Genomic DNA, 2,921 nt, shown 5'->3' with positions numbered 1-2,921 from the left:
TTTGATTCCACTGGGCCTCAGCGCGACGGACGCGACGGTTGGAGCGCGTGTCGCCACAGTCACGATCAACCCGAGAGAGATCACGGTCCTGCATCTGCGGCCGGAGTTTGAGTCGACCATTCGGATGCCAGAGGAGGTGACATCCGTCATTCTTGGCAGTCCGGGTGAGTTCAAAGCCGAGCATAACGAGGGAGAGCCGGAGTACGTCTATATCAAGCCCATCACTAAACAGGCTGCTCAGTCGAACCTGTTGATCGCGACAAAATCGGGCCAGCACGTGACGCTGGAGTTGGTCAGCGATGGCACTGGCATTCCGAATCAATCGCAGCCGGTTGACTTCCTGATCGAGTACCGATCCGCGCGGAGCTTCCTGATTTCGGCGGACTCCGGAGCCCCAGCCATGCCAGCCGCAGCTGGCAAGGTCCCAGCGCATGAATCCAGTGGCAGGGACACCGGCCCAGAGTTATCGCCGCTTTCCAATCTCGACGAGGAGTTCAGGCAGCAGCAGAAAGTGAATGCCCCCAAATGGACGAAATGGGAGGACAGGCAGATCGAGACATCGATTTGCGACATACGGCAATGGAGCAATGAGACCGTGATCGCTTACTCCGTCCTGAACGGTTCGGATCAGCCCGTAGAGATCGTTCCGCCGCAGATCCAGATCACGGGACGCACGGCCTCAAAGAAGAAAAAGAAGGAAGGCAAAGGCATCATCTCGGATCAGCTGGAGATCCGCGACTACCGGTTGAGCGCAACACGGCTTGAGCCTGGAGGCCGAGCTGATGGCGTGGTTGTCTTCGACCGACCCAACTTCAAGGAGTCGACGGAGAAGTTGTTTCTGCAGATCGCGCAGGCGGACCAGGTGGATCGTCCCATCTTGATTCGTCTGCCGTTCACCCCACCCATATCCGGCGACGGCAAATAGAAAGGAGTACAGAGGCTATGAGCGTCAATGACACCAGCAGAAACGGAAGCATGCCCACCACAATCGAGGAATCCACCGAGCCGGTGCCCTCGAATGAGCCGACTCAAGCTCGTGAATCAACCGTCCTTAATGGAAGACATGAACCTGCAACAGCCTTCGCGACACGAGCTGACACAAAGGGAGTGGAAGGGATCAGCAAGAGCAAACTCGTCCTTCTCGGCGGCGGGCTGGCCGTTGCGGTTCTGTTCTTTGTGTTCACGGCTTTAGTCGGCAAATCCCCGAAGAAGCCAACGCAGGCAAGGCAGCCGTCTCAGCAGGCCAATCAGGAGTTGATGAAACCGCCCAAGGGCAGCGTGACGCCGGTGATGGACACCGTGCGTACGCCGGCGCCCGACAACAGCAACGGTCAGCTTGGGCCAGGTGATATTCGGCGGACACGCTCTCTGAACGACCAGGCTCATTTCAAGCCAGTGGCGGCTAAGCCTTCCGCGGCGACTTCGCTGGGCAGCGTACCGTCCTTTGCGGATACGCAGCAGAAATGGGAAGATCCAGTGCCATACGGCGGACCTCCTGCTGAGCAGACCTCGCAGGTACAGCAAAATGGCCTGAAGGAGCCGTCCATCATTTTCGTGCGAAGTGTGACACAGAACCAGGCCGGGGTGGCGCCGAAGGTCAATTCCGATGACGATGGTGTAGCAATATTGGAACTGAAGCCGGGTACCCGCATTCAAGCCAAGCTTGAGACCCAGATATCGAGTGCTGTGCAGGCCCCCGTGGTAGCGGTAGTCGAATACACCTATGCCATCGGCGACAGAATTATCGTTCCGGCCGGCGCACGCGTGTATGGTCAACTCCAGCAGGCCGATCGAAGCGGACTCGTAGGCGTGAAGTTCGACGAGATCGAACTGCTCGATGGCGCGCGGGAGAAGATCGATGCAATTGGAACCGGGCTCGATCTCGGGCCGATCAAAGGGAACGTCTACGGGAAGAACACAGGCAAGAACTTTCTGGTTCGCGCCGCGTCAGGGATCGGCTCGGTTCTCGCCGAAGTTGCGGGCAACAATTCGAGCGCTGCCTTTTCCGAGAGCGATATGCTGCGGGAGCGGCTGGCCGAGAACATCGGTACGGCTGGCGATTCCGAAGTCATGAGCCTCAATGCCAACAGTCGCGTAGTCGTTTCCGTGCCTGCCGACACCAAGATCTACGTCGTGTTCACCAAGCATGAACAAAGGCCTGCCGAACTTCACAAGGTAGTCGCCACAGCCCAGTAGATTGCCCGCAACTCAAACACTTCCTCTCTTCGCCCTGGCCCGCGTGCCAGGGCTTTCTGTGTGCTGTGAACGAATTCCGTTTGCGGTCACCTTATGAGAGATTGGCGGCAGCAAGCCCTGTAACATCCACCACAAAACCGTTGTGCCTCTTCTTACCGCGCCTGCTGAGCTTCCCATGCTGTGGAGACTCTCCCGCTGCCCGATCAGTGTCGTGTCTATTCAGGCAGGCCGCGCTTGGGTAAAGATCGGCCCAAATGACCCACTGTGCGTTTGAGGCAAAATCGGTCCGGATGACCCACTGTGCGGTTGAGCAATGTTGGCTCCCGTTGACCCAATTCGCATTTGAGGAAAGATCGGTCCGGATGACCCACTGTGCGGTTGAGGCATCATCGATCCCGATTGCTCAATTTGAAAATGAGCAAAGATCAATCCCGATGCCTCAGTGTGGAGTTGGGCAAAATCGTGGGATGTGGGTAATAAACCCAGCTCTCCAGCCGGCGACTTCCGCATGGGTTCGTTCGGCCATTAGCAACCTGAGCCTAACAGCGCCTATGAAGGGATCAAGCGAGGTTTCCCGCAACGCTTACAGATATAGGTGTGCTCCCAGTTCCAATGGAGGCGAGGATAGACATCCCGGTTATAGCGGGCGATGCTCCGAAGCTTGAAGACCAAACCAACTAGAGAAAACACTTCAAGGAGCAGAAAGACAGCAGCCAAGTCCAGCC

At 57.3% G+C, this 2,921-nt stretch carries 2 protein-coding genes; both read left to right on the top strand.

What is annotated here, in order from left to right:
- Nucleotides 1-925, top strand: a 925-nt coding sequence (locus VMU57_RS14375) for a hypothetical protein (protein ID WP_325384581.1), incomplete at its 5' end; no start/stop codon positions are given.
- Nucleotides 926-942: 17 nt separating this feature from the next.
- Nucleotides 943-2,196: a TrbI/VirB10 family protein gene (locus VMU57_RS14370; RefSeq protein ID WP_325384579.1), complete on the top strand. Its 1,254-nt coding sequence runs from the start codon at nt 943-945 to the stop codon at nt 2,194-2,196.
- The last annotated feature ends 725 nt before the right edge of the window (nt 2,197-2,921 follow it).

The sequence above is a fragment of the Edaphobacter sp. genome (assembly GCF_035532915.1).
Taxonomy (GTDB): domain Bacteria; phylum Acidobacteriota; class Terriglobia; order Terriglobales; family Acidobacteriaceae; genus Edaphobacter.
Note: the sequence above shows the minus strand (reverse complement) of the source record. Positions and strands in the feature narration are given on the sequence as shown.